Genomic DNA, 25,027 nt, shown 5'->3' on the forward strand with positions numbered 1-25,027 from the left:
GCGCGTGCGGAGCGTGGCCGCAGGCCTCGCCTACGGTCGTGATGTGGAATCGGCCTCGGGGATCGTCGCGCTCGCGGTGTTCCTGCTGTGGGTCGGCTTCTACGTCCCGCACCGGGTGCGTCACCGGCAGCAGCTGCTGGACGCGCGCACGGACGACCGCTTCTCCGGCTCCCTGCGCGTCCTGGCCGTCGCCGGCCCGGGCGGCGGGGGGTTCGACCGCTGGGACGCCCGGCTCGACGGCGTCACGACCGTCGCGGCGATCGCCTCCGGTCCCGCCGGAGCCGGCGGGCGCCCCCTGCTCGGGGCAGCCGGGACGCAGAGCCGGCCCGAGGGCCGGACGCACGACGAGGAGGGAACGCACGCCATGGGGAGCACCGTCAGCGCGTCACCCTCGCGCGGGGCACCGCCGCGCCGTCAGCCGGCCTCCGAGCAGTCCCGCCTCGAGCTCCTCGAGCGGCGCGCCGCCGCCGCGCGCCGTCGTCTCGCGCTCACGGTCGTGCTGCTCCTCGCGACCGTCGGGGTGTGGGTCGTCGTCGCGCTCGGGCTCGTCCCGTGGTGGGCGGGCGTGGTCCCGACGGCGTTCCTCGGGCTCGTGCTCGTGCTCGGCCGTCGTGCGGTGCTCGCCGCCCAGCGGTCCGACGCCGCGTGGCTGGCCGAGCGTCGTGCCGCGGCCCGCGCGGCGCGCGGCGCCGTGCTCGGCGCACCGCCCGCCCCCCGGGGTGCGCGCCCGCGCGTCACCGGGCGCGCCGTGCACGGGTCGCAGGTGAGCACGCAGATGATCCCGCGCGTCACGCCGCAGGACCTCGCGCGGGCGAACGCCGCGGCCTCCGCGGACGCCGGCGCGCCGACCACGACGGGCGCGTCGTCCCGCGAGCGGGCCACCGCGTCCGGTCCGGCCGAGGGTCCCGCGTCCGAGGAGCCCGCCCCAGCGGCCGACGACCCGACCACCGTTCGCGAGACGACCCCGGTCGTCGAGGTCGAGGCCGTCGACGCGGAGCGCGTCCCGACGGGCCGCGCGTGGGACCCCGTGCCCGTGCCCCCGCCGACGTACACCATGAAGCCCACGGCGCCCCGCCGCGAGCCCGCCCCGCTCACGGACGACGACGTCGTCTCGCCCACGGTGCCGGCCCGCGTCGAGCCGGTGGTGGCCGCCGACGCCCGGTCCGGCGCCCCGACCCCGGCCGCGGGCGACGAGCGCAAGCCGTCCACGGAGACGCTCGGCCTGGACCTCAACGAGATCCTGGCGCGCCGTCGGGCGGCAGGGCAGTAGACCCCCTGGGGGCGGCCGGTTTGCGAGACCCCGCCCTCGGGGTGCTAATCTGTTCCTCGCTTGAGGGGCTATGGCGCAGTTGGTAGCGCGTCTCGTTCGCAATGAGAAGGTCGGGGGTTCGAATCCCCCTAGCTCCACCGGAGAGACCCTCGCCAGACCAGGTCGACGACCTGAGACGGCGAGGGTCTCGTCTTTTTCTCGGGGCCCCCTGCCCTGATCGCGGCCCTCGCGCTGCCGCCGACGTCGAGTGGACCTCGCGGCGCGCGAGCGAGGCGAGCGCGGTGGCCGCCGTGCCGCCGGTGCGCGCCGCACCTATCCTGGCGACGTGACCCTCACCGTGCTGGTCCCGGTCCCCGGCGGGACGTTCCGCATGGGCTCGGACCGGCACTACCCGGAGGAGGGTCCGGCCCACGACCGGCAGGTGGAGCCGTTCCTCCTGGAGCGGCACGCGGTGACGAACGCGCAGTTCGCGGCGTTCGTCGCGGACACCGGGTACGTGACGGTCGCGGAGCGTCCGCTCGACCCGGCTGACTTCCCGGGGGCCGACCCGGCGGACCTGGTGCCCGGGGGTCTCGTGTTCACCTCGACGGCGGGCCCGGTCGACCTGCGCGACTGGCGGCAGTGGTGGCGGTGGCAGCCCGGGGCGTCGTGGCGGTCGCCGCAGGGGCCGGGGTCGGGCGTCGACGACCGGCCGGACCACCCGGTGGTGCTCGTCGCGTTCGAGGACGCCTCGGCCTACGCGGAGTGGGCGGGGCGGCGTCTGCCCACCGAGGCCGAGTGGGAGCGCGCCGCACGGGGTGGTCTCGACGACGCGGAGTACGCGTGGGGCGACGAGCTCGCACCGGGCGGACGCCTGATGGCCAACACGTGGCAGGGCCGGTTCCCGTACGACGACGCGGGCTGGGGCGGGACGTCGCCCGTCGGCTCGTACGAGCCGAACGGGTACGGGCTCGTGGACCTGATCGGGAACACGTGGGAGTGGACGGCGGACACGTTCACGCCGCGCCACGTCGTCCCGGGCACGCGCGGGCCCGACGCCGGTGGACGACCGAACCTGCTGGGCCCCACGACGTCGCCGGAGGTCCTGCGCGTGACGAAGGGCGGCTCGTACCTGTGCGCGCCCGAGTACTGTCGCCGCTACCGGCCCGCGGCGCGGTCCGCGCAGTCCGACGACAGCGCGACGACGCACCTCGGGTTCCGCTGCGCCGCGGACGTCCGCTGACCGCGGGTCGGTGACCCGCTGGCGCCCGGGGACGACGAAGGCCCCCACCGAGCGGTGAGGGCCTTCGCGGAGCGGCGTGGCCGCGACGAGGTCAGGGGCAGGTGACGGGCTCGCCACGCACCTCGACGACCGTGCCCGAGGGCACGCCGGAGCACGCGTCGAGGACCTCCTGCGTCACGGCGCCGACGGTGCTGAAGAACACGATCGAGCCGATGATCGTCAGGACGAGCACGATCGCGCCGACGATGATGCCGGCGAGCGCGAGGCCGTTCTTGTAGCCCGCCTTCTTGGACTTGTTGAAGGCCACGATGCTGAGGATCAGGCCGACGATCGAGAGGCAGCCGAGGAACGACAGCACGAGGCCGACGATCCCCATCGTCTTGCCCGGGTCCTGGCCCGGGGCGGAGTACGACGGGGCGCCCGCCTGCGGTGCGCCGTACTGGGGCGCCTGCGGGGCGCCGTACTGCGGGGCCTGCGGGGCGCCGTACTGCGGGGCCTGCGGCGGCTGCTGCGGCTCGCCGGGCTGCGGCGCGCCGTAGGCGGGCGGGCCGGACGGCGTCCCGCCGGGCTGCTGCGGGTTCTGGTCGGGCTGGTCGGGGGTCGACATGCGATCTCCTCGGCGTTCGGTCAGGGCCTGCCCAGTATGCCGGTCGGGGGCGCCGCCCGCCCTGTGATTCCGCGGCGCGCCCGGCGGCTGGTCCGGGTGGCGGGGGTCACGCCACCCCGCGGCCGGCCGGGTCCGACCATCACGAGTCCCTCACATCCCTCGGTCGGCGAGCCGCGCCGGGTACGCGATGATGGGGGGCGTGAACACTCGGAAGGTCCGATTCGTCCCTGTCGCCCTCCCCGTCGTCCTCTCGCTCGGTGCCGTCGTGGCGCTGGGCGGCTGTGCCGCGGAGACGGCGAAGGCTGACGGGCCGTCCTCGGGTGAGACCGGGCTCGTCGCCCGTGCCGCCGAGCCGAGCGACGGCGTCCTCGTGCTCGGCTCGACCGAGCCGGCGGAGCTCGCGCTGACGAGCAGCCAGGCGTTCTTCACCAACGCGCCGGTCGTCGTGCTCGCGACGGCGGACGACGAGGCCGCGCGCGCGACCGCGGCCGCGGCCGCCATCGAGCTCGCCGCGCCCGTGCTGCTCGTGGGTGGCGCCATCTCGGACGGCGGGCTGCGCACGGAGCTGGGCCGGCTCGGCACGGTCGCCGTCGTCGAGGTGGGCGAGCCGCCCGCGCCCCCCGGCCAGGAGGACGCGGGCGAGGAGCCCGCGCGCGCGACCCTGGGCGACGTCGACGGCGTCGAGCGCGTCCTGCTGGAGGTCGGGGCGCTCCTTCCCGACGGGACGCTCGACGAGCGCGACCTCGACGAGGTCCGCGCCGCGCTTCCCGATCGGGGCGAGCCGGAGACGCTGACCGAGGTCCTGGCCCTCACGGAGCCGGGCAGCCTCGCGGTGCCGGGCGGACCGCAGTCCGCCGCCATCGCGACCGCGCGCGCCGCGGGCGCCGTGCCGCTCGAGGTGCCGCAGGGCGACCCGCGGGCGTCCGCCGAGGTCGTGGACGCGATCTCGGCGGCGAAGGCGCTCGCCGTCGTCGGTATCGGCGCGAGCTTCGGCACGGCCGACGACCTCACGTGGCGGCTGCGGTCGGCCGAGGCGGGCGACCTGCTCCCCAGCGGTTCGCAGCTCGTCCTGGCCGACGGCGTCCGGTACGTCGCGGTGGAGGCCGACGCCGTGACGTCGGGCCTCGTCGCGGTGGGGGAGCGCTCGGCGACGGAGGCCGTCGAGCGTGCGCAGGAGGCGGCGGCGGCGTACGCCGAGGCCGCCCCGGACGACGTGGTGGTCCCGGTGCTCGAGGTGCCGGCGACGCGGGCGTCGTCGAACCCGGGCGCGGACCGCGACTACTCGACGGAGATCCCCGCCGAGGAGCTCGTCCCGCTCGTCGACACCGCGGCCGCCGCGGGGGTGCTCGTCGTGCTGCGCCTGGAGCCCGGCCGCGCGAGCTTCGACGAGCAGGTCGCCGAGTACGCGGACCTGCTCGCGCGCCCGACCGTGGGCGTCGCGCTCGCGGTCGACGCGCGCCGCGCGGGCGAGGGGTCCCGGGCCGGCACGGTGGGCGCGGCGGAGCTCAGCGCCGCGATCGGCGCCGTCGGGGAGGTCGTGCGCACGCAGGGCCTGCCGCAGAAGCTCGTCGTCGTGCAGCGACCCGACGCCGAGGCGGTGCTCGACGCCGCCGCGCTCGACGTGGGCGCGGGCGAGGCGGCCGTCGTGCTGCAGCCGACGGGGCAGGCGGGGTTCGGCGCCCGCGCACGCGAGTGGGGCACGCTGCTCGACAATGTGCCGGCAGGCGTGGTGGGCGGCTGGACCACGGGTTCGGCGGACCCGGCGCGGGACGTCGAGGGCGTCCTGTCGCTCGACCCGAGCCCGCGCTACGTGGCGCCGTCGCGCTGACGATCCGCTCCGCAGGGCACTTGGTCGGTCCCGTGCGCGCGGGTTAGGGTGTGTCGCTCGCAAAAGCCGAATCGATTCGACCAGACCTAGACGACGAGGTACCTGATGGTCTCGATCATCCCCCAGCCCCTGCACGTCGAGCCCGGTGAGGGCCACGTGCCCGTCGGTGCCCTGGAGGTCCACGCGGTCGGTCTCGACGGCGCCGCCCCCTGGCTCGCCGACCTCGCCGCGAGCGTCCTCTCCGGCCTCGACGGCGTCACCGCGACCCATGACGACCCCGCCGCCGTCGCGGTTCCCGCCACGGACGGGGAGCGCACCGCGCTCGTCCTGCGCGTCGACGGGGCGGCCGGGCCGGAGGGCTCCACGAGCCCCGAGCGCTACAGCCTCGTCGTCGACGCCGCCGGCGTCACCGCCACGGCGCCCGGGCCGGCCGGGCTGCTCCACGCGGTGCAGACGCTGCGCCAGCTCGTCGTCGCGCCGGGTGACGGGGCGTCCGCGCGGGTGCCGCACGTCGTCGTGCACGACGCGCCGCGCTACCCCTGGCGCGGTCTCTCCGTGGACGTGGCCCGCACGTTCTTCGGGCTCGACGCGCTGCGGGCCGTGGTCGACGTCGCGGCGGCGTACAAGCTCAACGTGCTGCACCTGCACCTCACCGACGACCAGGGCTGGCGCATCGAGTCGCCGTCGCGGCCCGAGCTCGCCAAGCTCTCCTCGGGCGGCGACACGTCCGGCGGGACGGGCGGCCACCTGTCCCTCGCCGACTTCCGCGCCCTGCAGGACCACGCGGCCGAACGCTTCGTGCGCGTCGTGCCGGAGATCGACGTGCCGGGCCACATCAACGCGGCGACCCACGTGTACGGCGACCTCATGCCCGACGGCGTCCCCACGGACGCCTACCACGGCATCGAGGTGGGCTTCTCGCGCCTGACGTTCGACCTCCCGGCCACCGAGCCCTTCCTGCGCGACGTCTTCACGGACCTCGCCCACGCGACCGACGGCGAGCACGTGCACCTCGGCGGCGACGAGGTGCTGAAGATGGAGCCCGCCGAGTACGCGCGCTTCGTCGAGCTGTGCGAGCGGCTGATCCTGGAGGCGGGCAAGAAGCCGGTCGCGTGGCAGGAGGCGGCGAAGGCGCCCCTGCGCCCGGGCACCCTCGTGCAGTACTGGGACACCCACCCCATGGACCTCACGTACCTCGTCGACGCGGCCAGGGCGGGAGCGCGCGTCATCATGTCGCCCGCGAACCGCGTCTACCTCGACATGAAGTACACGGCCGACTTCCCGCTCGGGCAGGAGTGGGCGGGGCTCGTCGAGGTCCGCGACGCGTACGACTGGGAGCCCGAGCAGGTGGTCCCCGGGCTCCCGGCCGACTCGATCGAGGGCGTGGAGGCCGCGGTCTGGACGGAGCGCATCCCCACGCTCGACGCGCTGTTCACGATGCTCCTGCCGCGCCTGAGCGCCGTCGCGGAGGTCGCCTGGACGGCCCCCGACCGCAAGGACTGGGACGACTACCGCCGACGCGTCGCCCGCGAGGCGCACGCGTGGCGCCGCTCGGGCACCCCCTTCCATCCCTCGGTGCAGGTCGACTGGTGACGCGGGCGGGCGACGCCCGCGGGGTGGTGGACGTCACCGGGGAAAACCCCTCCAGCGGTCGCGAGGCGGGCGGCCGCTGACGGACCATCGATCGATGGCCTTCGTGACCTTCTCCGCCGCCCGCCACGACGACCCGTCCGGAACTCCCTCCTCGACCCCACGCCCCGGCTCCCGCGCGCGCCGGAGCGGCCCGCGCCGTCGTGCGGCCGCGCTCGCCGCGACGCTGGCCCTGGCGACCGCGCTCGCCGCGTGCACGGGCGGCGACCCGGACCCCGCCGCGAGCAGCACGGGGCCCGCCGCCGGCACCGAGGCCGAGCCCGAGCCCGACGGCGCCCGCGCCGCGACGCCCGAGGGCGTCCTCACCCTCACCGAGGAAGGCCCCGCCGCGCTCGCGCTCGCGGCGAGCCGCACGTTCTTCGCGACCGCGCCGGTCGCGGTCGTCGTGCCGGCCGACGCCGCCGAGGACGCGACCGCGGTCGGCGTCGCCACGGCGCTCGCCGAGCGGGTCGTCGCGCCCGTCCTGGTCGCGGGGGACGACGCGGCGCTCGCCGAGGAGCTGACCCGCCTCGACGCCGCCGAGGCGGTCGTCGTCGCGCCGGAGGGGACGAGCGTCCCCGGCCTCGACGACGTGACCACGGTGCACGTCGACCCGGCGGCCGTCGCGCCCGACGGCGCCGTCGACGAGGAGTCGCTCGCGGGCGCCGCCGACCTCGCGGTCCAGGACCTCCCGGCGTCGGGCGACGCCCAGACGTCGACCGGCGTCCTCGCGCTGACGGACCCCGACGCCGGGGCCGCGGCCCGACCGGCGGCCGCGACGGCCCGCGCGTCGGGCGCGACGGTCGTCGACGCCCCCGGCGGCGACCCGCGCACCACGTCCGAGGCCGTCCAGGCGGTCGCGGCGGCCGGGGCGACGGCGACCGTCGGCCTCGGGGCGTCGTTCGGCAGCCCCGACGACCTCGGGTGGCGCGTCGAGGCGGCCGCTACGGGCACGGAGCTGCCCGGCGGCGGGCAGCTCGCCCTGCCCGGCAAGCGCTACGTCGCGCTCTACGGGTCGCCGGGGGCGCCGGTGCTCGGCGTGCTCGGCGAGCAGGACGTCGCCGCGACGATCGCGCGCGCCCAGGAGCACGCGGCCTGGTACCAGGGCTTCACGGACGAGCCCGTGGTGCCGACGCTCGAGATCATCACGACGGTCGCGTCGGGGTCCGCGGGCTCCGACGGCAACTACTCGAACGAGCGCGCCGCCGACCTCGTGCGGCCCTACGTGGACGCCGCGCGCGAGGCGGGGGTGTACGTCGTGCTGGACTTCCAGCCGGGCCGCACGGACTTCCTCACGCAGGTGCGCGCGTACGAGGACCTCGTCGCGCAGCCGCACGTCGGCGTCGCGCTCGACCCGGAGTGGCGCCTCGGCCCCGACCAGGTGCACCTCGCCCAGATCGGCTCCGTCGGGGTCGACGAGGTGAACGCCGTCGGCGACTATCTCGCGGGCCTCGTGCGCGACCGCGACCTGCCGCAGAAGGTCTTCCTGCTGCACCAGTTCCGGACGTCGATGATCACCGACCGCGCCCGCCTCGACACCGCCCACCCCGAGCTCGCGACCGTCGTCCACGCCGACGGCCAGGGCGGCCAGGAGGCGAAGGCGGCCACGTGGTCGACGCTGCACCAGGACGCGCCGGCGGGGCTGTTCTGGGGCTGGAAGAACTTCTACGACGAGGACGCGCCCATGCTCACGCCCGAGCAGACGTGGGGCATCAGCCCGACCCCGGACTTCGTCAGCTACCAGTGACGCCGGCGCGGCTCGCTCCGGGGCGCCCGGTCGGCGCGCCGGGTCAGCGCGTCAGATCCACGTGGGCAGCCACATGTGCATCCGCCAGAACCAGTACGGGACCTGCCACGCCGTCCAGATCGGGTAGAAGAACACGCTCACGGCGCCGATCGTCGTGAGCAGCACCGTGATCCCGACGCGCACGCGGGCCCGGGCGACCGCCCGGCCCTCCGTGCGCTCGAGCGCGAGCGTGATCGCGTACACGAGCGTGAGCACGACCCACGGCAGGAACACGATCGAGTAGAACGTGAAGATCGTCCGCTCGGCGTAGAGGAACCACGGCGCCCACCCGGCGACGATCCCGCTGAGCACGGCGAGCGCGCGCCAGTCCTTGAACCGCACGAGCGCGTAGAGCGCGACGAGGATCGCGAGCGCCGCCGCCCACCACAGGACGGGGTTCCCGAGCGACGTGATCGCCCGCGCGCACCGCTCGACCTCGCAGCCCGCCTCGCCGGCCTCGTACGAGCGCCAGTAGAAGGACGTGGGCCGCCACTGGAGGATCCAGCCGAACGGGTGCGCCTCGTACGTGTGCTCGGACGTGAGCCCGGTGTGGAAGTCCCACATCTTCAGGTGGTACTCCCACAGCGACCGCAGCGCCGGGGGCAGCCACTGGACGCCCTCGCTAGGGTGATCGACGGCCCACTGGCGCATGTAGGCGCCGGGCGAGCGGAACCACGACGTCCACGTCGCGACGTAGGTGAGCGCAGCGGTGGGGAGCATGACGAGCGCGGCCGGGATCGCGTCGCGCACGAGCGCGTCCTCCCACCAGCGCCCGACGCCCGCGGTGCGCCGCGCCGTCGCGTCCCAGAGCACGGAGACGACGGCGAGGACCGCGAGGAAGTACAGGCCGGACCACTTGACCCCGCACGCGAGCCCGAGCGCGACGGCCGCGGCGAAGCGCCACCACCGCCACCCGAGCCCGGGGCCGTAGCGGCCGATGCGTCCGCCCGCGTCGAGGATCGCCCCGCAGCGCTCGGCGAGGCGTCGCCGGGCCTGCTCGCGGTCGAGCAGGAGGCACCCGAACGCGACGAGTACCCAGAGCATGAGCATGTTGTCGAGCAGGCCGGTGCGCGAGTGCGCGATCGCCTCCCCGTCCACGGCCATGAGCGCGCCCGCGACGATCCCCATCGCCGTCGAGGCGAACAACCGGCGCGCGATGCGCGCGACGAGCACGACCGCGACGACCCCGACGACGGCGGACGCGATCCGCCACGACCACGGGTTCTCGGCCCCGCCGAGCGCCTTCATGCCGAGCGCGATCATCCACTTGCCCAGCGGCGGGTGGACCACGTAGTCGGCCGTGGGGAGGTACGAGTTCACGTCCCCGGCCTCGAAGGCCGGGTTCGGCTCCTCGGGCCAGTCGGCCTCGTACCCCACCTGGAGCAGCGTCCACGCGTGCTTGACGTAGTACGTCTCGTCGAACACGAGCGTGCCGGGCCGACCGAGGTTCCACAGCCGCAGCACGGCCGCGACGACGGCGACGATCGCGACGCCGAGCCACCCCCACAGCCGGTCGTGCGCCGTCGCGCCGAGCGCGAGGCGCCGCGGGCCGAGCAGCGCGAGGAGGAGCCGCTCGCGGTGGCTCGGCGCGGGGCCGTCGTCCGTCGTCACGTCCGACCGCGGTGCGCCGTCGTGACCTGCGGCCGGCTCGTCGACCGGCAGGTCGGGCGCCGGCCGGGGCTCGGCGTCGTCGCCCGGGCCGGGCGGCGCGTCGGTGGCGTCGGCCGGGGGGCGGGGGCCGGGGGTCGCGTCGGCGGGCGGCTGGGACACGCTGGCCATCGTAGGGGCCGCGCACGTGTGGAACCCTGGGAGCCATGTCCTCCTCGACCGACGTCCCCGGCCCCGACGCGCCCACGACCCGGCGGGAGGCCGGGCACCTCGTGCTCGGCGGCACGCCCATCGGGAACGCGGAGGACGCGAGCCCGCGCCTGCGCCGCCTGCTCGCGGAGGCCGACGTCGTCGCGGCGGAGGACACGCGGCGCCTGCACGCGCTCGCGGGCCGTCTCGGCGTCCAGGTCGGGGGGCGGGTCGTGAGCTTCCACGAGCACAACGAGGCGGAGCGCGCCGACGACCTGCTCGACGTCGTCGACGGCGGCGGCACGGTGCTGGTCGTGTCGGACGCGGGGATGCCCAGCGTGTCCGACCCGGGCTTCCGCGTCGTGGGCCGCGCGGTCGAGCGCGGCCTCCCGGTGACGACGGCGCCCGGGCCGAGCGCGGTGCTCACCGCTCTCGCGCTCTCGGGGCTCCCGACGGACCGGTTCTGCTTCGAGGGCTTCCTGCCCCGCAAGGCGGGGGACCGCTCGCGCGCGCTCGCGGCGCTCGTCGACGAGCCGCGCACGCTCGTGTTCTTCGAGGCGCCGCACCGCGTGGCCGAGACGCTCGCCGCGATGGCGGGCGCGTTCGGCCCGGACCGGCCGGCCGCCGTCGCGCGCGAGCTCACCAAGACCTACGAGGAGGTGCTGCGCGGCCCCCTCGCCGAGCTCGCGGAGCGCGCCGCCGAGGAGCAGCTGCGCGGGGAGATCTGCGTCGTCGTCGGTGGCGCGCCGCCGCGCGGGCCCGTCCCGCTCGCGGAGCTCGTGCCCGCCGTCCTGGCGCGCGTCGACGGCGGGGAGCGGCTCAAGGACGTGGTCGCGGACGTCGCCCAGGGCGCCGGGGTGCCCAAGCGCGACCTGTACGCCGCGGCGCTCGACGCGCGCCGCGGGTGAGGGCGGGCCGGGCGCCCCGCGGGGTCGCCCGGCCCGTGCCCGCGGTCCTCAGCGCCCGACGGCGTCGCTCGCCACGAGCGTGACGCCCGCCGCGGCGAGCTCCTCGCGCGCGGCGGCACCGAGCTCGGGCGTCACCGGCACGGTGAGGTCGGTGAGGACCCGGGTCGCGAGGCCGAGCGCGTGCGCGTCGAGCGCGGTCGCGCGCACGCAGTGGGACTCGGCGATGCCGACGACGTCGACCGCCTCGATCCCGGCGTCGCGCAGCAGGTCCGCGAGCGGTCGGCCCGCGACGTCCACGCCCTCGAAGCCCGAGTAGGCGGCCTGGTACTCGCCCTTCTTCACCCCGGCGTCGGGCGCGAGGTCGGCGAGCGCCGGGTGCAGCTCGGCGTTCGGGGTGCCCGCGATCCCGTGCGGCGGCCACGTGTCGACGAAGTCCGGGTCGGGGCTCCAGTGCTGTCCCGGGTCCACGTGCCAGTCCTGGGTCGTCACGACGAGGTCGTACGCGTCGCGGTGGTCGCGCGCGTGCTCGGCGATGCGCTCGGCGACGGCGTTCCCGCCCTCGACGCCCAGCTCGCCGCCCTCGCAGAACGTGGGCTGGACGTCGACGACGATCAGCGCGCGGCGCGGCGCGGGGGTGCTCTCGGTCATGCGCTCACTCTGCCACCCCGGCGGGCACCGGGGGAGCGCGGGTGCGAGAGTGGGGCCCAGCCGTGATCCGACCGGGAGGCAGCCATGACCGAGGACCAGGAAACGCCCACGACGACCTCCGGCACGGACGCCGGACGCCCCCTCGGGTACTGGCTCAAGCTCGTGGACCGGCTCATCGACGAGAACCTCGACGCCGTGTTCCAGCACTCGGGCCTCACGCGCCGGCACTGGCAGGTGCTCAACACCATCCGTGACGGCGTGAGCGAGGAGACGAGCGTCGACGGCGTGCTGTCACCCTTCACGGGTGCCGGGGCGGGCGGCGCGAGCGCTGTGACGGCGGAGATCGACGACCTCGTGCGCCGCGGCTGGGTCGCGCGCGGCGACCAGGGCCTGTCCGTGACGGTCGCGGGCAACCACGCGTACCACGACCTGCTCGACGCGGTGTCGGTCGCGCGCGAGCGCGTCGCGGAGGGCGTGAGCCGCGAGGAGTACGCGCGGACGGTCGCGACGCTCGAGCGCATGGCGCGCAACCTCGGCTGGTCCGGCTGACCCGCGGCCGGTGAGCCGGTCGCGAGACGCGGTGTCACGTCGTCCGGCGGCAGGCGTACCCTGCGAGACCCGCGACCCGTGCGCACCCCCGCGCCCGGGAGCGCCGCACAGAGCTGGAGCACTGCGATGGAGTTCCGCCGGATCCCCGGTCTGCCGCCCTACGTCTTCACGATCATCGACGGGCTCAAGATCGAGGCACGCCGAGCGGGGCGCGACGTCGTGGACCTCGGGTTCGGCAACCCGGACCTGCCGAGCCCGCAGGTCGCGGTCGACAAGCTCGCCGAGGCCGCGCAGAACGCGCGCAACCACCGGTACTCCGCGTCGCGCGGCATCCCCAAGCTCCGCGAGGCCGTCGCCGGGCTGTACCAGCGCCGGTTCGGCGTGAGCCTCGACCCGGACACGGAGATCATCTCGACCATCGGCGCCAAGGAGGGCTTCAGCCACCTCATGTGGGTGCTGCTGCAGCCGGGCGACGTCGCGCTCGTCCCCACGCCGAGCTACCCGATCCACATCTGGGGGCCCTACTTCGCGGGCGCCGACGCGCGCCAGGTCCCCATCGGCGACGGGACCGACGCCGCCGGGTACATCGACCGCATCATCGAGGCGTGGGAGCTCGGCTGGCCCAAGCCGCGCGTCGTCGTGCTGTCGTTCCCGCACAACCCGACGACGACCGTGGCGACCAAGGAAGACCTCCAGCGCCTCGTCGACTGGGCGCGGGACAAGGACGTCGTACTCGTGCACGACCTCGCGTACGCCGACATGACGTTCGACGGGTTCGAGCCGCCGTCGATCATGGAGTGCGAGGGCGCGCGCGAGGTCGCGGTCGAGCTGTACTCGATGACGAAGTCGTTCTCCATGGCGGGCTGGCGCGTCGCGTTCCTCGTGGGGCGCCGCGACGTCGTCGGGGCGCTCGCGAAGCTCAAGAGCTACCTCGACTACGGCACGTTCCAGCCGATCCAGATCGCCGCGACCGTCACGCTCAACGAGGCGACGGAGTTCCCCCGGGAGATCTCGTCCGTCTACGAGTCCCGGCGCGACGCCCTGTACGACGGCCTGCAGCGCATCGGCTGGGACATCCACAAGCCCGGCGGCACGATGTTCGCGTGGGCCCGCATCCCCGAGCCGTACCGCGACATGGGCTCGATCGAGTTCGCGACGCACCTCGTCGAGGAGTGCGACGTCGCGGTGTCCCCGGGCGTCGGGTTCGGCCCCGGCGGCGACGAGTTCGTGCGGTTCGCGCTCATCGAGAACGAGCACCGCATCGGTCAGGCCGTCCGGGGCCTGCGCCGCGGGCTCACGCGACTGGGATAGGGACCGTCCCCGTCCACACGTCGTCGCCGCGCAGCACGGCGTCGGCGCCGCCGTCGTCGTAGATCGTCTGCCCCGTGACGTGCGTGTTCGCGACGTCGGTCAGCCACAGCAGGAGCGACGCGACCGACTCGGGCGACTGGTGCCCGTTGAGGGGCATCGGCACCGCGGCGTCGACCATCGCGACCGACTCCGGGGTCGACAGGAGCTGGGTCGTCATGGGCGTGAGCACCGTCCCGGGCGCGACGGCGTTGAGCGGGACGCCCCGCCCGGCCCATGCCGCCGTCACGCACTCGCGGCGCACCCAGCGCGACAGCGCGCGCTTGGACGACGGGTAGGCGAGGTACCCGACCTGCGGGCCCTGCTCGGCGAGCGTGCCGGCGACGCGCAGGGCCTCGTCCTCGTCGTCCGCGAGGCACGCGTCCACGATCGCCTCGGACACCGGCTGGAGCGTCGCCATCGACGACACGACGGCGACGCGCGGCGCCTGCGAGCGCTCGAGCGCGGGCAGGAGGCCCGTGAGGAACCGGGTGACGCCGAAGAAGTTCACCGCGACCGTCGTCGGGACGGGCGCGGAGATCCCGGCGCACGCGACGACGGCGTCGACCGTGCCGTCCGTCGCGGCGAGCACCTCCTCGACCGCACGCTCGCGGCCCTCGTCGGTGCTGAGGTCCGCCTGGACCTCGGCGTCGCGCAGGTCCACGCCGACGACCCGGTCGCCCCGCTCGCGCAGCAACCCGGCCACGCAGGCCCCCACGCCCGATGCCGATCCCGTCACCACGTACGTCCGCGACATGTGCACACGCCTCCTCGCCCACGTCCCCGGACCTCGGGGACACCTCCAGCATGCCTCGCCGTCCCGGCCCGGGTGGCCGCCGAAGGACCGGCGGCGCGGGCCGAAGGTCCGTCGTCCCCCGCCGGCGGTCACCCGGCGCGAGCCGCCGCCCCGGGTGACGATGGGCAGGTGCGACGCCACCACGGAACCCGGGCCGCCCGGCGAGGTCCCCCCGTGCCCGCGCGGGCCGGCGGGCCTGTGCTCGCCGTCGGGCTCGCCGTCGTGCTCGGCGCGTGCTCGGGCGGGGCGCCGGACGACGCGCCCGCCCCCGCGCCGTCGGTCACGACCGCCACGTCCGCGCCGGCCGACCCCGGCACGCCCGACGCGTCGGGCTCGTCGCAGGCACCGGCCGCCGACGGCCTGCTCGTCGTGCCGGAGGTGCGCGTCGACGTGGCGGAGGTCGCGACCGGGTTCCCGGCGCCGTGGGGGCTCGCGGCGCTCGCGGACGGCACGCTGCTCGTCTCGCTGCGCGACGAGCGCCGGCTGGTCGTCGTCGACCCGGCGACGGGAGCCGTCGAGCCGGTGACCGGGCCGGGGGCGGACGACCTGCGCGACGGCACGGTCGCGCGCGGGGAGTCGGGGCTCCTCGGCGTCGCGGTGGGCCCGGCAGGTGGCGCCGCGGCGGGGGAGGTGTTCGTGTACCGGACCGCGCCGGACGGCAACGAGGTGCTGCGGGGGACGCTCGCGGGGCGCGAGCTCTCCGCCCTGACGCCGGTCGTCGAGGGCGTCCCTGCGGCCTCCACGCACGACGGCGGACGGCTCGCGTTCGGACCCGACGGCCACCTCTACGTCACGACGGGCGACGCGCAGCAGCGCGGGGCGGCGCAGGACCCGGGTGCGCTCGCGGGCAAGATCCTGCGCGTCACGGCGGACGGCGACCCCGCCCCCGGCAATCCGGACCCGGTCTCGCCGGTGTGGAGCCTCGGGCACCGCAACGTCCAGGGGATCGCGTGGGACGCGACGGGCCGGATGCTCGCGTCCGAGTTCGGCCAGGACACGTTCGACGAGCTCAACGTCGTCGTGCCCGGCGGGAACTACGGCTGGCCCGACGTCGAGGGCACGGGCGGGGCGGACGCCGGGTTCGTCGACCCGGTGGCGACGTGGCCGACGTCGGACGCCTCGCCCAGCGGGATCGCCGTGACCCGTGAGGGTGTGTACCTCGCGGGGCTGCGCGGGGAGCGGCTCTGGCGCGTGCCGTTCGCCTCGCCCGACGGCGGCACCGACGCCGCGGCGTTCGGCGCGCCGCACGCGGTGCTCACGGACCGGGGGCGGCTGCGCGCGGTCCTCGTCGACCCGGCGACGCCGCCCGGCGACGACGGGAGCGCGGTGCTCTACGTGCTGACGAGCAACACCGACGGTCGGGGCGAGCCGCGCGACGGCGACGACCGGCTGCTCCGGGTCACGGTGACGCCGGCGGGGTGAGCGCCCGGGAGTGTGCGCGCCGGACGCGCGAGCTGACCAGGCGGTTTGGTGTGCGATAACGAATCGGTTACGGTCGAGTGTCTCGCGTAGCCGCTCACCGGGGACAGGTGTAATGGCCGGCCGTGGGACGCGGCCTCTCCCGGGCGCCCAGGGCGCCGAGGGCCGCAGGACGCCGGATCGGCTGGTCGAACCGGGTGCGCCCGCCACGCTGCGGAGCACCCCGCGGGCGCGTGCGCGCCGTCGACCCCCGTGCCCGGGAGCCCCCGACGACTTGGACCACTGTGCACAACCCCTTCCGTTCCCGCGCGCCCGAGACGGCCGACGTCACGGCGCACACCCCCCAGACCACGCCCGAGGCGGTGCCGACCGCCGAGAGCCCCGAGAGCCCCGAGAACCCCGAGAACGCCACCCGTCGGTCCGCCCGCGCGGCCCGGACCCTGCGCTCCACGCGCCGACGCCGCTGGTCGATCGTCACGGCGGCCACCGCCGTCGCGCTCGTCGGCTCCGGTGCCGTCGCCTACGGCGAGGCCAGCAAGACCGTGACGATCGACGTCGACGGCGAGACGACCACCGTCAGCACGCTCGCCGGCTCCGTCGGCGGCGCGCTCGACGCCGCGGGCGTCGAGGTCGGTGCGCGCGACCAGGTCGCTCCCGACCCCGGCTCCGCGCTCAGCGACGGCGACGACGTCGTGGTGCGCCTCGGCAAGAAGGTCACCGTCCAGACCGACGGCGCGCAGTCCGACGTCTGGCTCACCGCGCTCGACGCCGACGAGGCGCTCGACACCCTCGCGGAGCGCGGCGGCGACGTCCGCCTCGTCGCGTCGCGGTCCGGCGAGCGCGCGTCGCTCGACCTGCGCCTCGACGCCGACGGCCCCGTGAACGTGGTGGCCGACGGGCAGACGAAGGTCGCGCCCGACGGCAGCATCGGCGTCCCCGCCATCCTCGACCAGCAGGGCATCGAGCTCGGCGACCTGGACCGCGTGAGCGTCCAGCGCGTCGAGTCGCCCGAGCCGGGTGCGCCGGCGGTGTCGCTCGTCGTGCAGCGCGTCGTCGTCGAGCAGCAGCAGACCACGACGCCCGTGCCGCACGGGACCGTGCAGCAGCCCGACGACGCCAAGTACACGGACGAGTCGGCCGTCACCCAGGCGGGTGCCGACGGCGTCACCACGACGACGTTCGAGGTCACCCTCGTGGACGGCGTCGAGGAGTCGCGCGAGCAGCTCTCGCAGGAGGTGACGACCGCTCCCGTGGACGAGGTCGTCACGACCGGCACCAAGGAGCGCCCGAAGGACCCGCGCACGATCGGGCAGGCCATGGCCGCCGAGCGTGGCTGGACCGGCTCGCAGTGGACGTGCCTCGAGAAGCTGTGGACCAAGGAGTCCAACTGGAACCCGACGGCGGACAACCCGACGTCGAGCGCCTACGGCATCCCGCAGTCGCTGCCCGGCTCGAAGATGGCGAGCAAGGGCGCCGACTGGGCGACCAACCCCGCGACGCAGATCGCCTGGGGCCTCGACTACATCGCCGGCTCCTACGGCTCGCCGTGCGGCGCGTGGTCGCACTCGCAGGCCGTCAACTGGTACTGAGCACGAGCGCGCTCCCGCCGAGCACGGGGTTGCCGACCTTCCCAGGCTGAGGAAGGTCGACAACCCCGTGCTCGGCGGCGCTCGTTCCCCGGCGGTGGACGCCGCCGCAGGGCGCGGCGCTGCCCGACTAGGATCGGGCACCATGACCCACATCCTCTCGGCCGTGGCGTGGCCGTATGCCAACGGGCCGCGCCACATCGGCCACGTCGCAGGTTTCGGTGTCCCGTCGGACGTCTTCAGCCGGCACATGCGGATGGCGGGTCACGACGTCCTCATGGTCTCGGGCACCGACGAGCACGGCACGCCGATCCTCGTCCAGGCCGACAAGGAGGGCGTGAGCCCGCAGGAGCTCGCGGACCGGTACAACCGCGTCATCGTCGAGGACCTGCACCAGCTCGGCCTGTCGTACGACCTCTTCACGCGGACCACGACGCGCAACCACTACGCCGTCGTGCAGGAGATGTTCCGCACGGTCCACAAGAACGGGTACATGGTCGAGCAGACGACCATGGGCGCGATCTCGCCCTCCACGGGCCGCACGCTGCCCGACCGCTACATCGAGGGCACGTGCCCCATCTGCGGCTACGACGGCGCGCGCGGCGACCAGTGCGACAACTGCGGCAACCAGCTCGACGCGATCGACCTCATCAACCCGCACAGCCGCATCAACGGCGAGACGCCGAAGTTCGTCGAGTCGAACCACTTCTTCCTCGACCTGCCCGCGTTCGTCGACGCGCTGGGGGACTGGCTGCGCACGCGCACCGCGTGGCGTCCGAACGTCCTGAAGTTCTCGCTCAACCTGCTCGACGACGTGCGCCCGCGCGCCATGACGCGCGACATCGACTGGGGCATCCCGGTCCCGCTGCCCGGGTGGGAGGAGAACTCGAGCAAGCGCCTCTACGTGTGGTTCGACGCGGTGATCGGGTACCTCTCGGCGTCGATCGAGTGGGCGCGGCGCAGCGGCGACCCGGACGCTTGGCGCGCGTTCTGGAACGACCCGGAGGCGCGGTCGTACTACTTCATGGGCAAGGACAACATCACGTTCCACTCCCAGATCTGGCCGGCGGAGCTGCTCGGCTACGACGGCCGGGGGAGCAAGGGCGGGGCTCCGGGGGCCTACGGGAACCTCCAGCTCCCGACGGAGGTCGTGTCGAGCGAGTTCCTCAACGTCGAGGGCCAGAAGTTCTCGTCGTCGCGCGGCGTCGTCATCTACGTGCGCGACATGCTGGCCCGCTACCAGCCGGACGCGTTCCGGTACTACGTGGCGTCCGCCGGTCCGGAGACGCAGGACGTCGACTTCACGTGGGCCGACTTCCAGCGCCGCACGAACGACGAGCTCGTGGCCGGCTGGGGCAACCTCGTGAACCGCACGGCGAACCTCTTGCACAAGAACTTCGGGGCGATCCCGGAGCCGGGGCAGCGCCAGCCGATCGACGAGGGCGTCCTCGCGACGACGACGACCGCGTTCGGGCGCGTGGGCGAGCTCATCGCGACGCACCGCCAGCGCGCCGCCGTCGCCGAGGCGATGAAGACGGTCGGCGAGGTGAACAAGTACGTGTCGGACACCGAGCCGTGGAAGCTCAAGACCGACCCGGACCGGCTCGCGACCGTGCTGCACACCGTGACCCAGGCCGTGAGCGACCTCAACACGATCCTGTCGCCGTTCCTGCCGCACTCGGCGCAGCAGGTGCACGAGGCGTTCGGCGGCACGGGCACGTTCGCCGCCCAGCCGCGCATCGACGAGGTGACCGACCTCGACGACGACTCGCGCCACTACCCGGTCATCACGGGCGACTACCGCGCCGACGGCCTGGCGACGTGGGAGCCGAAGGCCGTCGTGCCGGGCACCCCGGTCGGCAAGCCGACGCCGGTGTTCACCAAGCTCGACGACTCGATCGTCGAGGAGGAGCTCGACCGCCTGCGCGAGGACGCCTGACGGTGGCCAAGCAGCGCGAGCGCGGCTGGCCGCCGGACCCGGAGCCGCTGCCGGTCCCGGTGGTGGACAACCACGCGCACCTCGACTCGATCGCGCACGTCCTCCCCGAGGGCACCCCTGCCCCGACCGTCGCGGACCACCTCACCCGGGCGGCGGCTGTCGGCGTGGACCGGGTCGTGCAGGTGGGCTGCGACCTGCCTGCGGCCCGCTGGACGGACGCCCTCCTGCGCGGCGACCAGGCGGTCTGGGGTCGCGAACAGGCGGATCCGGCGCGTGCTGAGGCGGGGACGAGCCAGGACCACCTGGTCGGCGGCGCGGGGGCGCCGGGGGTCGGGCGGCTGCTCGGGGCCGTGGCCATCCATCCGAACGAGGCCGTGCTGCACGGCGGGGTGCGGGAGGTCGGGCCGGACGGGCTCGATCCCGACCCGCGGCCCCACCACGACGTGCCGCTCGACGACGCGGTCGCGGAGATCGCGGCGATCGCGCGCGCGAACGACCGCGTGCGCGCGATCGGCGAGACCGGGATGGACCTGTTCCGGACCGGTGCCCGGGGCGAGGCCGTCCAGCGCGAGGCGTTCCGCGCGCACGTCGCGCTCGCGAAGGAGCTCGGCCTCGCGCTCCAGATCCACGACCGCGACGCCCACGCGCAGGTGCTCGACGTCCTCGCGCGCGACGGCGCCCCCGAGCGGACGGTCTTCCACTGCTACTCGGGCGACGCCGCGATGGCGAAGTTCTGCGCGGAGCAGGGCTGGTACCTGTCGTTCGCGGGCCCGGTGACGTTCCGCGCGAACGACGAGCTGCGGGCTGCGCTGCGCGCCGTCCCGCTCGGGCAGGTCCTCGTCGAGACGGACGCGCCGTACCTCACGCCGCACCCGTACCGGGGGCGCCCCAACGCGCCGTACGTCCTGCCGACGACGGTCCGTACCCTCGCCGAGGTCGTGGACCGACCGCTCGCGGACGTGTGCGAGCGCCTGACCGCGACCTCCGTCGCGGTGTACGGCCCCTGGTGACGACCGCGCACCCGGGCGGGACGACCGCGTCCGGTGCGCGAGGGCTGCGAGGTTTCGCCCCAGGTCACGTTTCGGCTACGGTCGGGTCCGTGCGTCGTGCGCCCCGCGCCGACGACGTCCCGCACCTCGCCCCCGGCGCTCGCCGGCGGGCGTCCTCCCGCAGAAGGGACCGCCCGCGTGCTCGCACCTGACGGAACCGGCCGGCGGCGCGTGCAGCGCCTCGCGGCCCAGGGCCTCGTCGTCGCGAGCCTCGTCGGGGTCACCGGCGCGTTCGCCACGCTCCACAAGGACGTCACGCTCGACGTGGACGGCGAGCTGCACCAGGTCTCCGCGTACGGGCGCACGGTCGCCGCGGTGCTCGACTACCAGGGCGTCGCGGTCGGCGAGCAGGACCTCGTCGAGCCCGCGCTCGCCGACCCGGCGCGCGACGGCGGCACGATCGTCGTGCGCACGAGCCACGACGTCACCGTCGAGATCGACGGCCAGGTGCAGACGATCCCGACGACGGCCCGCACCGTCGGTGAGCTGCTCACCTACCTCGGCCCGCGCGCCGAGGGTGCCGTGACCGAGGTGTCGCGCACGCAGGCCCTCGGGCGCGAGCCGATCCGGGTCTCGACGCTCAAGACGGTCCACGTCGCGGTGGACGGTGCCGTCATGCCCATCACGACGGCCGAGCCCACGGTGCGCGGGGTCCTCGCGACCGCGGGCATCGTGCTGGCGGAGGGCGACGGCACCTCCGCGCCGCTCGACGCCGCGGCGGTGGACGGGATGCTCGTGCTCGTGAGCCGCGCGGCGGCCACGGCGGACACGGTCACGGAGGTCCTGCCGTTCGAGACGGAGGAGCGCGAGGACCCGACGCTCCCGCAGGGCCACCGCGTCGTCGTGCAGTCCGGTCGCGTCGGCGAGGCGGTCACGACCTACTCGGTGCAGACGCTCGGCGGGGCCGAGGTGTCGCGCACGGTCCTCACGCGCACGGTCACGACGGAGCCGCGCAACGAGGTCATCAAGGTCGGGACGATGGACGTCTCGGTCTCGGTGGACCCGGGCTCGGCGCGCGCGGTGGGCCGCTCCCTCGCCGCGCAGCGCGGCTGGGGCGACGACCAGTTCGTGTGCCTCGACAAGCTCTGGACCAAGGAGAGCAACTGGCGCGTCGACGCGGACAACCCGAGCTCGAGCGCGTACGGGATCCCGCAGGCGCTCCCCGGCTCCAAGATGGCGAGCGCGGGCTCCGACTGGCGCACCAACCCGGCGACGCAGATCACGTGGGGCCTCGGGTACATCGAGGGCCGCTACGGCACGCCGTGCTCCGCGTGGTCCCACTCCGTCGCCAAGGGCTGGTACTGACCGCTCCGCAGTCGCGCCGCTACCGCCCGAGCATCTCGAGGTAGTGCGGGTTCTGCATGATCCCGAGGACGTTGCCGAACGGGTCCACGACCGAGGCGGTGACGAAGCCCTCGCCCTGCCCGCGCTCGACGACGCCCTCGTACTCCGTCGCGCCCAGGGCGAGGAGGCGGGCGAACGCGGCCCGCACATCGTCGACGTGCCAGTTCACGATCGCGCCACCCGGCGTGCCCGGCTGAGGGCGCGGCGACCACGACCGGGCGATGATGCCCAGCTCGTCCTGCCGGTCGCCGACGCGGAACTCCACGTACCCGCCCGGCACCACGTAGTAGGGCTCGGTCCCGAGCACCTCCGCGTACCACGCGGCCGCGGCCTCGAGGTCGTCGGCCCACAGGTTCAGCGTCGCCATCCCACGCAGCATCGTCGTCTCCTCCGTCGTCGGGCGGTGCCCGGTCCCGTCCTCCCGTCGCCCCTGGCGGGGCCGACACGTCGACCGTAGACCCCGCTGCGGAACGTGCGGTTCCGCATCGTGCGGCACGATGGGGACGTGCTCGACACCTCGGTCCGGCTCCTGCGCCTCCTGGCGCTCCTGCCGGCGCGCGCGTCCTGGTCCGGGCCCGAGCTCGCCGACCGCCTGGGCGTGACGACCCGCACGGTGCGCAACGACGTCGAGCGCCTGCGCCTGCTCGGCTACGAGGTGCGGTCGTCCCCGGGGGCGGCGGGCGGGTACCGGCTGGGCTCGGGGGCGGCGCTGCCGCCGTTGCTGCTGGACGACGAGGAGGCGACCGTCGTGGCGGTCGCGCTGCGCGCCGCGGCCACCGGGTCGATCGCCGGGGTCGAGGAGGTCGCGGCGCGCGCGCTCGTCAAGCTCGACACGGTCCTGCCCGCCCGCCTGCGCGTCCGGGCGGACGCCCTGCGCGCCGCCGTCGCGAGCGCACCCGGCGGTGGTCCCGCCGTCGGGGCGCAGGTGCTGGCCGACGTCGCGGCGGCGGTCGCCGCGCGCACGGGGCTGCGCCTCGACTACCGCGCGCACGACGGCACGACGACGTCCCGCGCCGTCGAGCCCCACCGCCTCGTCCACGTGGGGCGCCGCTGGTACCTGCTCGCGTTCGACCTCGACCGGGACGACTGGCGCACCTTCCGCGTGGACCGGCTGACGCTGCGCACGCCCGGCGGCCCGCGGTTCGTCCTGCGCCCCGTGCCGGGCGGCGACGCCGTCGCGCACGTCGTGCGGGGCGTCGGCTCCGCCGCGTGGGCGCGGCCCGTGCGGGTGCGGCTGCACGCCCCGGCGGGCGTCGTGGCGGAGCGGCTCTCCCCGGTCGCGGGCGCCCTCGCCGACGACGGCCCCGACGCGTGCGTGCTCGAGACCGGGGGCACGTCGCTCGCCCAGGTCGCGGGGTTCCTGCTGAGCCTGGACGTGGACGTCACCGTGCTGGACCCGCCCGAGCTCGCGACGGTCCTGGCGCGGCTCGGGGCGCGCGGCGCGCGCGCCGGGCGCGCGCACGGGCACGAGCACGGGGAGGGGGAGGGCGCGTGAGGCGGCGTGCGGGACTCGTGGAGAGCGCACGACATTCACGCCGAAATCCGGACAGAACTCGCCAGCGTATCCCCCCAGGGGTTGGACTTCGATAACAGATCGGTTACGGTCGATCGTCGCTCGCGCGTGAACGGCGTGCTCCGACGGTCCACTCGGACCGGCGGGACGTGCCCGGACCGACGCGAGCGGTGCGCCGTCGACGGGCCCTGGGGAAGGGGTGCCGAGGGTGGCGCCGGCAGCCGGATCGGCCGCTCGAGACCCGTGGTCGCACGTGTGCGCCCGCCGCGGAGGACGTCAGTCCGCCGTGGGCCACGGGTGGTGCCACGCGCCGTCGAGCCTCCGTGCCCGGGACGCACGACGACTGGACCCGAGTGAAGAACCCCTTCCACCGGACCGCTGACGCGGCCGGCGCCCCCGAGGGCGCCGACATCACCCCCGACACCACCGAGACCCTCGCGGAGAGCCCCCAGAGCCCCGCGACCACCACCGCGCACCGTCGCCGCCGCTGGCCGCTCGTCGCCGGCGCGACCACCGTCGTGCTCCTCGCGACCGGTGCCGTCGCCTACGGCCAGGCGCGCAAGACCGTCGAGCTCGACGTCGACGGCCAGATCACCACCGTCACGACCTTCGCCGGCTCGGTCGAGGGCCTGCTCGCCGAGCAGGACGTCGCCGTGGGCGACCGCGACCTCGTCGTCCCGGACGTCGACTCCGCCCTGCGCGGCGGCGGCGACGTCGTCGTGCGCTACGGGCGCGAGGTGCCCGTGCAGGTCGACGGCTCCCAGTCCTCCGTGTGGCTCACGTCGCTCGACGCGGACGAGGCGCTCACGACCCTCGCCTCGCGCGGCAGCGACGTGCGCCTCGTGGCGTCGCGCTCCGGCGAGCGCGCCTCCCTCCCGATCCGCCTCGACGCGGACGGCCCCGTGAACGTCGTCGTCGACGGCGAGACCAAGGTCGCCCCCGACGGCAGCATCGGCATCGACGCGATCCTCGACCAGCAGGGCGTCCAGCTCGGCGAGCTCGACCGCGTCCACGTCGAGAAGACCGAGCAGGTCGAGGCGGCCCAGGCCGCCACGGCCCCGGCCGAGGAGGCGGCCGCCGCCGACGCGGCCGCCACCGAGGAGCCGGCCGCCGTCGCGACGTCCGAGGACACCGAGGCCGCGGCGGACGCCGCGCCCGTCTCGCTCGTCGTGCAGCGCGTCAAGGTCGAGGAGGTGGCCACCGACGCGGCCGTCCCGTTCGAGACGGTCACCGAGGAGGACGCCGACCGCTTCAAGGACCTCGACCCGGTCGTCAAGCAGGAGGGCGCCGAGGGCGTCCACACGACCGTGCACCGCGTCACGACGGTCGACGGCGTGGAGGAGTCCCGCGAGCTCGTCTCCGAGGGCGTCACGACGCCGCCGGTGAACAAGATCCTCGTGCAGGGCACCAAGGAGCGCCCCAAGCCGGAGCCCAAGCCGGCGGCGCCGCAGCGCTCGTCGTCCTCGTCGTCGGGCGGCTCCTCGTCGGGCGGTTCCTCCGCCCCGGCGCCCGCCCCGGCCGCCGACCTCGGGTCGGCCCCGGCAGGGGTCTGGTCCGCGCTCGCGCAGTGCGAGTCCGGCGGCAACCCCGCGACGAACACCGGTAACGGCTACTACGGCCTCTACCAGTTCTCGCTCCCCACGTGGCGGGCGATGGGCGGCTCCGGCCTCCCGTCGGAGGCCTCGGCGGCCGAGCAGACGCAGCGTGCCCAGGCGCTCCAGGCCCGTTCGGGCTGGGGCCAGTGGCCCGCGTGCGCGCGCAAGCTCGGGCTCCTCTGAGCCTGCACGGCA

General features: G+C 75.4%; 20 protein-coding genes and 1 tRNA gene. 16 read left to right on the plus strand and 5 right to left on the minus strand.

The window, feature by feature from the left end:
• Window positions 1-43: 43 nt before the first annotated feature.
• From ACI769_RS16575 to ACI769_RS16585, 3 genes are all read left to right on the plus strand, one after another.
• Window positions 44-1,270: a hypothetical protein gene (locus tag ACI769_RS16575; RefSeq protein ID WP_171468296.1), complete on the plus strand. Its 1,227-nt coding sequence runs from the start codon at window positions 44-46 to the stop codon at window positions 1,268-1,270.
• 64 nt (window positions 1,271-1,334) lie between these two features.
• Window positions 1,335-1,407: transfer RNA gene (locus ACI769_RS16580), tRNA-Ala, on the plus strand.
• A gap of 233 nt (window positions 1,408-1,640) precedes the next feature.
• Complete coding sequence (locus ACI769_RS16585; protein ID WP_409142022.1) at window positions 1,641-2,492, plus strand: formylglycine-generating enzyme family protein; 852 nt, start codon at window positions 1,641-1,643, stop codon at window positions 2,490-2,492.
• A gap of 91 nt (window positions 2,493-2,583) precedes the next feature.
• Here ACI769_RS16585 and ACI769_RS16590 read toward each other — a convergent pair whose 3' ends face one another.
• Window positions 2,584-3,099, minus strand: coding sequence for a DUF4190 domain-containing protein (locus tag ACI769_RS16590; protein WP_051028544.1), 516 nt, complete (start codon window positions 3,097-3,099; stop codon window positions 2,584-2,586).
• A 199-nt stretch (window positions 3,100-3,298) separates the two neighbouring features.
• On the opposite strand from ACI769_RS16590, the gene ACI769_RS16595 reads away from it, so the two are divergent.
• The 3 genes from ACI769_RS16595 (at window position 3,299) to ACI769_RS16605 (ending at window position 8,303) form a co-directional block, all read left to right on the plus strand.
• Window positions 3,299-4,927, plus strand: coding sequence for a hypothetical protein (locus ACI769_RS16595; protein ID WP_409141994.1), 1,629 nt, complete (start codon window positions 3,299-3,301; stop codon window positions 4,925-4,927).
• A 105-nt stretch (window positions 4,928-5,032) separates the two neighbouring features.
• Complete coding sequence (locus tag ACI769_RS16600) at window positions 5,033-6,520, plus strand: family 20 glycosylhydrolase (protein ID WP_114554158.1); 1,488 nt, start codon at window positions 5,033-5,035, stop codon at window positions 6,518-6,520.
• Window positions 6,521-6,614: 94 nt separating this feature from the next.
• Complete coding sequence (locus ACI769_RS16605) at window positions 6,615-8,303, plus strand: hypothetical protein (protein WP_409141995.1); 1,689 nt, start codon at window positions 6,615-6,617, stop codon at window positions 8,301-8,303.
• A 51-nt stretch (window positions 8,304-8,354) separates the two neighbouring features.
• On the opposite strand, the gene ACI769_RS16610 is transcribed toward ACI769_RS16605, so the two are convergent.
• The gene (locus ACI769_RS16610) at window positions 8,355-10,121 is read right to left on the minus strand and encodes a phospholipid carrier-dependent glycosyltransferase (RefSeq protein ID WP_409141996.1); all 1,767 of its coding nucleotides are present in this window, start codon (window positions 10,119-10,121) and stop codon (window positions 8,355-8,357) included.
• Between the two features lie 35 nt (window positions 10,122-10,156).
• Here ACI769_RS16610 and rsmI point away from each other — a divergent pair, with 35 nt between their 5' ends.
• Complete coding sequence (gene rsmI / locus ACI769_RS16615; protein WP_076406250.1) at window positions 10,157-11,047, plus strand: 16S rRNA (cytidine(1402)-2'-O)-methyltransferase; 891 nt, start codon at window positions 10,157-10,159, stop codon at window positions 11,045-11,047.
• Between the two features lie 48 nt (window positions 11,048-11,095).
• On the opposite strand, the gene ACI769_RS16620 is transcribed toward rsmI, so the two are convergent.
• Window positions 11,096-11,695 carry an isochorismatase family protein gene (locus tag ACI769_RS16620; RefSeq protein WP_043656105.1) on the minus strand — a complete coding sequence of 200 codons (600 nt, stop codon included), beginning with the start codon at window positions 11,693-11,695 and terminating at the stop codon, window positions 11,096-11,098.
• Window positions 11,696-11,779: 84 nt separating this feature from the next.
• On the opposite strand from ACI769_RS16620, the gene ACI769_RS16625 reads away from it, so the two are divergent.
• Together ACI769_RS16625 and ACI769_RS16630 are read left to right on the plus strand one after the other, a co-directional pair.
• Window positions 11,780-12,244, plus strand: a complete 465-nt coding sequence (locus ACI769_RS16625; RefSeq protein ID WP_409141997.1) for a MarR family winged helix-turn-helix transcriptional regulator — start codon at window positions 11,780-11,782, stop codon at window positions 12,242-12,244.
• Window positions 12,245-12,370: 126 nt separating this feature from the next.
• Complete coding sequence (locus ACI769_RS16630; RefSeq protein WP_076406254.1) at window positions 12,371-13,555, plus strand: aminotransferase class I/II-fold pyridoxal phosphate-dependent enzyme; 1,185 nt, start codon at window positions 12,371-12,373, stop codon at window positions 13,553-13,555.
• Here the strand turns inward: ACI769_RS16630 and ACI769_RS16635 are convergent.
• Window positions 13,539-14,348: an SDR family oxidoreductase gene (locus tag ACI769_RS16635; RefSeq protein WP_409141998.1), complete on the minus strand. Its 810-nt coding sequence runs from the start codon at window positions 14,346-14,348 to the stop codon at window positions 13,539-13,541. The two genes, ACI769_RS16630 and ACI769_RS16635, sit on opposite strands and share 17 nt — an antisense overlap.
• A gap of 213 nt (window positions 14,349-14,561) precedes the next feature.
• Here ACI769_RS16635 and ACI769_RS16640 point away from each other — a divergent pair, with 213 nt between their 5' ends.
• The 5 genes from ACI769_RS16640 to ACI769_RS16660 all read left to right on the plus strand — a co-directional run bounded on the left by ACI769_RS16640 (window position 14,562) and on the right by ACI769_RS16660 (window position 21,685).
• Window positions 14,562-15,809 (plus strand): sorbosone dehydrogenase family protein, encoded by a 1,248-nt coding sequence (locus tag ACI769_RS16640; protein ID WP_171468290.1) that lies wholly within the window; start codon window positions 14,562-14,564, stop codon window positions 15,807-15,809.
• Window positions 15,810-16,090: 281 nt separating this feature from the next.
• A complete protein-coding gene (locus ACI769_RS16645) occupies window positions 16,091-17,395 on the plus strand; it encodes a ubiquitin-like domain-containing protein (RefSeq protein WP_241769806.1) in 1,305 nt (434 codons plus the stop codon).
• Between the two features lie 142 nt (window positions 17,396-17,537).
• Window positions 17,538-19,331: a methionine--tRNA ligase gene (metG, locus tag ACI769_RS16650; protein WP_085387431.1), complete on the plus strand. Its 1,794-nt coding sequence runs from the start codon at window positions 17,538-17,540 to the stop codon at window positions 19,329-19,331.
• Window positions 19,332-19,333: 2 nt separating this feature from the next.
• Window positions 19,334-20,341, plus strand: coding sequence for a TatD family hydrolase (locus tag ACI769_RS16655; protein ID WP_085387432.1), 1,008 nt, complete (start codon window positions 19,334-19,336; stop codon window positions 20,339-20,341).
• A gap of 177 nt (window positions 20,342-20,518) precedes the next feature.
• Window positions 20,519-21,685 (plus strand): ubiquitin-like domain-containing protein, encoded by a 1,167-nt coding sequence (locus tag ACI769_RS16660; RefSeq protein ID WP_031316670.1) that lies wholly within the window; start codon window positions 20,519-20,521, stop codon window positions 21,683-21,685.
• Between the two features lie 19 nt (window positions 21,686-21,704).
• Here ACI769_RS16660 and ACI769_RS16665 read toward each other — a convergent pair whose 3' ends face one another.
• Window positions 21,705-22,091, minus strand: coding sequence for a VOC family protein (locus ACI769_RS16665; protein WP_232322722.1), 387 nt, complete (start codon window positions 22,089-22,091; stop codon window positions 21,705-21,707).
• 138 nt (window positions 22,092-22,229) lie between these two features.
• On the opposite strand from ACI769_RS16665, the gene ACI769_RS16670 reads away from it, so the two are divergent.
• Entirely contained in the window at window positions 22,230-23,219 is a 990-nt protein-coding gene (locus ACI769_RS16670; protein ID WP_409141999.1) for a helix-turn-helix transcriptional regulator, read from the plus strand.
• A gap of 341 nt (window positions 23,220-23,560) precedes the next feature.
• Window positions 23,561-25,015 (plus strand): transglycosylase family protein, encoded by a 1,455-nt coding sequence (locus ACI769_RS16675; protein WP_409142000.1) that lies wholly within the window; start codon window positions 23,561-23,563, stop codon window positions 25,013-25,015.
• Window positions 25,016-25,027: the final 12 nt, after the last annotated feature.

The organism is Cellulosimicrobium sp. RS (assembly GCF_046159675.1).
Classification (GTDB): domain Bacteria; phylum Actinomycetota; class Actinomycetes; order Actinomycetales; family Cellulomonadaceae; genus Cellulosimicrobium; species Cellulosimicrobium funkei.

Excerpts from the sequence above, each read along its gene's own strand:
- ACI769_RS16585 (WP_409142022.1), top strand. The coding sequence starts at position 1,641 with ATGGGCTCGGACCGGCACTACCCGGAGGAGGGTCCGGCCCACGACCGG.
- ACI769_RS16590 (WP_051028544.1), bottom strand. The coding sequence starts at position 3,099 with ATGTCGACCCCCGACCAGCCCGACCAGAACCCGCAGCAGCCCGGCGGG.
- ACI769_RS16600 (WP_114554158.1), top strand. The coding sequence starts at position 5,033 with ATGGTCTCGATCATCCCCCAGCCCCTGCACGTCGAGCCCGGTGAGGGC.
- ACI769_RS16605 (WP_409141995.1), top strand. The coding sequence starts at position 6,615 with ATGGCCTTCGTGACCTTCTCCGCCGCCCGCCACGACGACCCGTCCGGA.
- ACI769_RS16610 (WP_409141996.1), bottom strand. The coding sequence starts at position 10,121 with ATGGCCAGCGTGTCCCAGCCGCCCGCCGACGCGACCCCCGGCCCCCGC.
- rsmI (WP_076406250.1), top strand. The coding sequence starts at position 10,157 with ATGTCCTCCTCGACCGACGTCCCCGGCCCCGACGCGCCCACGACCCGG.
- ACI769_RS16620 (WP_043656105.1), bottom strand. The coding sequence starts at position 11,695 with ATGACCGAGAGCACCCCCGCGCCGCGCCGCGCGCTGATCGTCGTCGAC.
- ACI769_RS16625 (WP_409141997.1), top strand. The coding sequence starts at position 11,780 with ATGACCGAGGACCAGGAAACGCCCACGACGACCTCCGGCACGGACGCC.
- ACI769_RS16630 (WP_076406254.1), top strand. The coding sequence starts at position 12,371 with ATGGAGTTCCGCCGGATCCCCGGTCTGCCGCCCTACGTCTTCACGATC.
- ACI769_RS16635 (WP_409141998.1), bottom strand. The coding sequence starts at position 14,348 with ATGTCGCGGACGTACGTGGTGACGGGATCGGCATCGGGCGTGGGGGCC.
- metG (WP_085387431.1), top strand. The coding sequence starts at position 17,538 with ATGACCCACATCCTCTCGGCCGTGGCGTGGCCGTATGCCAACGGGCCG.
- ACI769_RS16665 (WP_232322722.1), bottom strand. The coding sequence starts at position 22,091 with ATGGCGACGCTGAACCTGTGGGCCGACGACCTCGAGGCCGCGGCCGCG.